Source organism: Polaromonas sp. P3_C2 (genome assembly GCF_056402675.1).
The window spans coordinates 1-5,468 of record NZ_JBFUGX010000273.1; the positions used below are offsets into that span (position 1 = coordinate 1).

Consider the following 5,468-nt stretch of genomic DNA (forward strand, 5'->3'; position numbering starts at 1 on the left):
GAATTTCTGTGGTTCAACACGCACCCGGCTCAGGTCTTCATGGGCGACGTGGGCGCGCTGGCGCTGGGCGCCGCGCTGGGCACCATCGCGGTCATCGTGCGCCAGGAAATCGTGCTGGCCATCATGGGCGGCATCTTCGTTGTCGAGGCGCTCTCCGTGATGATGCAGGTGACCTGGTTCAAGTACACGAAGAAGCGCTACGGTGAAGGCCGCCGCATCCTCAAGATGGCGCCGCTGCACCATCACTTCGAGAAAAGCGGCTGGAAAGAAACCCAAGTGGTTGTCCGTTTCTGGATCATCACCATGCTGTTGTGCCTCATCGGTCTTTCCACCTTGAAGCTCAGGTAACAGGCATGCGGCATTTGCAAGACCAAACCGTGTTGATTCTGGGCCTGGGCGCGTCCGGCCTCGCCATGGCGCGCTGGTGCGTGCGCCATGGCGCTTCGGTCACGGTCGCCGATACGCGCGAGGCGCCTTCCTTGCTCGCAACGTTGCGACAGGAATTGCCGGGCGTCACGTTCATCGGCGGTGCTTTTACGCCAGCGCTGGTGCAAGGTACTGCCGTGCGTGCTGTCTACCGTTCGCCGGGGCTGGCGCCTGCAGTGATCGCCCCTGTGGTGGAGGCTGCGCGCGAGATCGGTTTGCCGGTTGGGGGTGAGCTTGATCTGTTCTCCCTGGCTCTTGCCGATCTCCGCGATGTCCCTGCCGCAGAGGCGGTGGAAGACGAGCCTGAAACTGAGGCACCTCCCGCACTCCCGGAGCCGGTGCCTGAGTCGCTGTCATCCGAATCATCAGATGGAACGGACGTGCCCGATGCGATGGCTGTAGCTGATTCGCTCGCGGGCGAAACCTCTGTGCCAGCCGGTGCCTCCGACGACACAGAGGTTCTGCCAGATGCGGCAGACAGCACACCAGAGGGCGGGTCAGTCGCCCTTGAAGAAGCGAGCGAAAGGGTTGCAACCCCTGAATTACTGGGTCTTGTGCCGCCGGAAAAGCCCACCGGCTACCGGCCCGAAGTGTTGGCCATCACGGGAACCAACGGCAAAACCACGGTGACCTCGCTGTTGGGCCAACTGGTGCAGCGCGCCGGGAAAACGGTGGCCGTGGCAGGCAACATCGGCCCGACGCTGCTCGACACGCTGTCGGCCCATATGGATGCGCAAACCCTGCCGCAAGTCTGGGTGCTGGAGCTGTCCAGTTTCCAGCTCGCCGATGTGCACGGCTTTGAGCCAACGGCCGCCGTGGTGCTCAACATCACGCAGGACCATCTGGACTGGCACGGCGACATGGACGCCTACGTCGCGGCGAAAGCCAGGGTCTTCGGTGCCAGCACCTTCATGCTGCTCAATCGCGATGACGCTCGCGTGATGGCCATGCTGCCGCCGCCCGTCAAGGTGCGCCTGAAGCCGCCCCAGGTGCGCCCCCATGCGACCTTCGGCGCCGGCGAGCCGCAGCGCCCCGGCGACTACGGCATCGAAACCGTCAATGGCATGACCTGGTTGGTGCGCGCGGCCGAGGCCGACGAAACCATCAAGCGCCGCAAGGACGAAGAGGTAGAGCTGCACGTGCAGCGCCTGATGCCTATCGAAGCCCTTCGCATACGCGGGCGGCATAACGCCACCAACGCCCTGGCCGCGCTGGGCCTGGCTGTGGCTGCGGGCTGCAACCTCGCCCCCATGCTGCACGGCCTGCGCGAATACCGCGGTGAGCCCCATCGCGTGGAGTCGGTGGCTGTCGTTAATGACGTTGAATACTTCGACGACAGCAAGGGCACCAACGTGGGCGCCACCGTGGCGGCTCTGACAGGGTTGGGACTRGAGCGCAAGCTGGTGCTCATTCTGGGCGGCGAAGGCAAGGGGCAGGACTTCTCACCGTTGGCCGACCCGGTGCAACGCCACGTCCGGGCCGTGGTGCTGATAGGGCGCGATGCGCCTCTCATCAAGGAGGTCTTGCCCCGCAATATTCCAGTGTTCGACGCYGCATCCATGGAGGAAGCGGTCACCCTGGCCGCGCAGCAGGCACAGACCGGTGAAGCCGTCCTGATGTCGCCGGCCTGTGCAAGCTTCGACATGTTCGACAACTACGAGCACCGGGCCAAGGTCTTTTGCGACGCCGTGCAGGCGCTGGCGCAAGAACAGGGGCATGTGCTGTGACGGCTGTCGTGCGCTTTTTCGGCTGGTTCTCCGGTGTCGGCAAGGCCGCGTCGGAAGTCCTTCCCGTGCGGCTTGGCGGACACAGCCGGCCACAGACGCTGGCCGCACCTCCTGTTCGCATGGCCGGTTTTGACCAGGCGCTGCTGTGGGTCACCGTGGCCTTGCTGATGTGGGGCCTTGTGATGGTGTATTCAGCTTCCGTGGCCATGCCCGACAACCCCAAATTCGCGCGCTATGCGCATACCCATTTCCTGCTGCGCCATGTGTTGTCGCTGGTGGTCGCTCTCATCGTCGCCGTCCTGGCATTCCAGGTGCCGCTGGCCACATGGGAAAAACTGGCGCCCTGGCTGTTTGTCCTCTCCCTGTTGCTGCTGATACTGGTCCTGGTGCCGTTTATCGGAAAAGGCGTGAACGGCGCCCGCCGCTGGATTTCGCTGGGCATCATGAACTTTCAGCCTTCAGAGCTCGCGAAATTCGCGGTGCTTCTCTATGCGGCCGATTACATGGTCCGCAAGATGGAAGTGAAAGAGCGCTTCTTCCGCGCGGTGATGCCCATGGCTGTGGCCATAGCAATTGTCGGATTGCTATTGCTGGCCGAACCCGACATGGGCGCGTTCATGGTGATCTCGGTCATTGCGATGGGTATTCTCTTCCTGGGCGGTGTCAATGCCCGCATGTTCTTTGTCATCGCGGCTGTGGTGGTGGTTGCCTTCAGCCTGATGGTGATGCTCAGCGAATGGCGGCGTGAGCGTATCTTTGCCTACCTCGACCCGTGGAGCGATAAATACTCCATGGGCAAGGGCTACCAGCTCTCCCACTCCCTGATTGCCTTCGGCCGCGGCGAGATTTTCGGTGTGGGTCTGGGCGGCAGCATTGAGAAGCTGCATTGGCTGCCCGAAGCGCACACCGACTTCCTGATGGCCGTGATTGGCGAAGAGTTTGGCCTGTTGGGTGTGCTGGCTGTGATCGGCATGTTCATGTGGATGACCCGCCGCATCATGCACATCGGTCGCCAGTCGATTGCCCTGGACCGCCTGTTTGCCGGTCTGGTGGCGCAAGGCGTTGGCATCTGGATAGGTTTCCAGACCTTCATCAACATTGGCGTGAACCTCGGTGCGCTGCCGACCAAGGGCCTCACGCTGCCGTTGATGAGTTACGGTGGTTCGGCGATTCTGATGAACCTGATTTCTTTGGCCGTGGTGCTGAGGATTGACTATGAGAATCGCCTGCTCATGAGAGGAGGCCGCGCATGAGCAAGCAACACTGTGCTTTGGTGATGGCCGGAGGAACGGGCGGGCACATTTTCCCGGGCCTGGCCGTGGCTGAGGCCCTGCGGGAGCGCGGCTGGCGGGTGCACTGGCTGGGCGGGCGTGGCAGCGCAGTTCGCCCCAGCATGGAAAGCCAGCTGGTGCCGCCCCGCGGCTTCCCTTTCGAATCGATTGATTTTTCCGGTGTGCGGGGCAAAGGGCCGGTCACGCTGGCATTCCTGCCCCTGCGCCTGCTCAAGGCGTTTTGGCAAAGCATCCAGGTGGTACGCCGCGTCAAGCCCGATGTGGTGGTCGGCCTGGGCGGCTACATCAGTTTTCCGGCCGGGATGATGAGTGTGCTGTTGGGTAAGCCCCTGGTTCTGCACGAGCAGAATTCGGTGGCGGGTATGGTCAACAAGGTGCTGGCGAGTGTGGCTGACCGCGTCTTCACCGCATTTCCGGGTGTGTTGCCCAAAGCCGAATGGGTGGGCAACCCACTGCGGCCAGCATTTACCCGGCAGCCCGACCCGCAAGAGCGTTTTGCCGGACGCAGCGGTCCCCTGAAACTGCTGGTGATCGGCGGGAGCCTGGGCGCCCGGGGGTTGAACGAGCTGGTACCCAAAGCCCTCGCACTGATCCCTGAAGCAGAACGACCACAGGTCCTCCACCAAAGCGGCGCGCTGCAGATTGAAGAATTGCGCGCCAACTATGCGGCGGCTGGCGTATCGGCCGAGCTCACGCCTTTCATTGAAGACACCGCGAAGGCCTTCGCCGATGCCGACCTGATCATTTGCCGCGCTGGCGCCAGTACGGTCACGGAAATCGCTGCGGTGGGCGCTGCGGCAGTGTTCGTGCCTTTTCCCGCTGCGGTCGACGACCACCAGACAGTCAACGCGAAGTTCCTGGTCGACCAGGGAGGCGGATGGCTGATCCAGCAGCGCGACCTCAGCGCCGGAATGCTGGCAGAAATGCTACAAAAAAACAGAGCGGCTTGCGCTTGTCCAGAAAGCCTTACAGGCCAAAACCATGCAAAAAACTGAAGCCACGGCCCGTGTGGTGGCCGCTTGTGAGGAGCTGGCGACATGAAACRCGCCATCAAAAACATTCACTTCATCGGTCTGGGCGGCGCCGGCATGTCTGGCATTGCAGAGGTGCTGCACAACCTGGGATACGTCATTTCGGGGTCTGACCTGTCAGACAGCCCAACGCTGCGACGCCTGGGCAAGCTCGGCATCAAGACCTTCGTCGGCCACACCGCCGGCAACCTTGAGATGGTTGACGCCGTGGTGACATCCACCGCCGTACAGGCCGACAACCCCGAGGTGCTGGCGGCGCGTGAAAAACGCATTCCCGTGGTGCCGCGCGCGCTGATGCTGGCCGAACTGATGCGCCTGAAGCAGGGCATCGCGATTGCCGGGACGCACGGCAAAACCACCACCACCAGCCTGGTCGCCAGCGTGCTGGCCGAGGGCGGCCTGGACCCGACCTTTGTGATCGGCGGGCGCCTCAACAGCGCCGGTGCCAACGCCAAGCTCGGCTCGGGCGACTACATCGTGGTCGAAGCTGACGAATCGGATGCTTCGTTCCTGAACCTGCTGCCCGTAATGGCTGTCGTCACCAACATCGACGCTGACCACATGGAGACTTACGGTCACGATTTCGGCAACCTCAAGAAAGCTTTTGTCGACTTCCTGCACCGCATGCCTTTTTACGGAACGGCGATCTTGTGCACCGACGACCCGGCTGTGCGCGACATCCTGCCGCAGGTTTCCTGCCCCATTACCAGCTATGGTTTCGGCGAAGATGCGCAGGTGCGCGCCGTCAATGTGCGGCCGGTGGGCGCACAAATGCATTTCACGGCACAGCGCCGCAATGGCGTGACCTTGCCCGACATGGACGTGGTGCTCAACCTGGCCGGCGAGCACAACGTGCTCAATGCCCTGTCGGCTATTGCCATTGCCGTTGAGCTCAACGTGCCCGACGCGGCAGTACAGAAAGCGCTGGCTGAATTCCGGGGCGTCGGGCGGCGCTTCCAGAGTTACGGGGACATGCCGGCCAAGGGCGGCGG

4 protein-coding genes and 1 pseudogene are annotated in these 5,468 nt (G+C 62.8%); all 5 read left to right on the plus strand.

What is annotated here, in order from left to right; genetic code table 11:
• On the plus strand, positions 1-348 hold a 348-nt coding region (locus tag AC1DWI_RS12705; protein ID WP_477724945.1), incomplete at its 5' end, for an MraY family glycosyltransferase.
• A 5-nt stretch (positions 349-353) separates the two neighbouring features.
• Positions 354-2,153 carry a UDP-N-acetylmuramoyl-L-alanine--D-glutamate ligase gene (murD, locus tag AC1DWI_RS12710; RefSeq protein WP_477668403.1) on the plus strand — a complete coding sequence of 600 codons (1,800 nt, stop codon included), beginning with the start codon at positions 354-356 and terminating at the stop codon, positions 2,151-2,153.
• On the plus strand, positions 2,150-3,406 hold the full coding sequence (gene ftsW, locus AC1DWI_RS12715; RefSeq protein ID WP_477668402.1) for a putative lipid II flippase FtsW: 1,257 nt from the start codon (positions 2,150-2,152) through the stop codon (positions 3,404-3,406). Before murD ends, ftsW begins: the two co-directional genes overlap by 4 nt.
• Positions 3,403-4,486: pseudogene (murG, locus tag AC1DWI_RS12720) on the plus strand (undecaprenyldiphospho-muramoylpentapeptide beta-N-acetylglucosaminyltransferase). Before ftsW ends, murG begins: the two are co-directional and overlap by 4 nt.
• Positions 4,483-5,468: UDP-N-acetylmuramate--L-alanine ligase (gene murC / locus AC1DWI_RS12725; RefSeq protein WP_477724946.1), on the plus strand; the 986-nt coding region annotated here is incomplete at its 3' end. The pseudogene murG and the gene murC, both read left to right, overlap by 4 nt.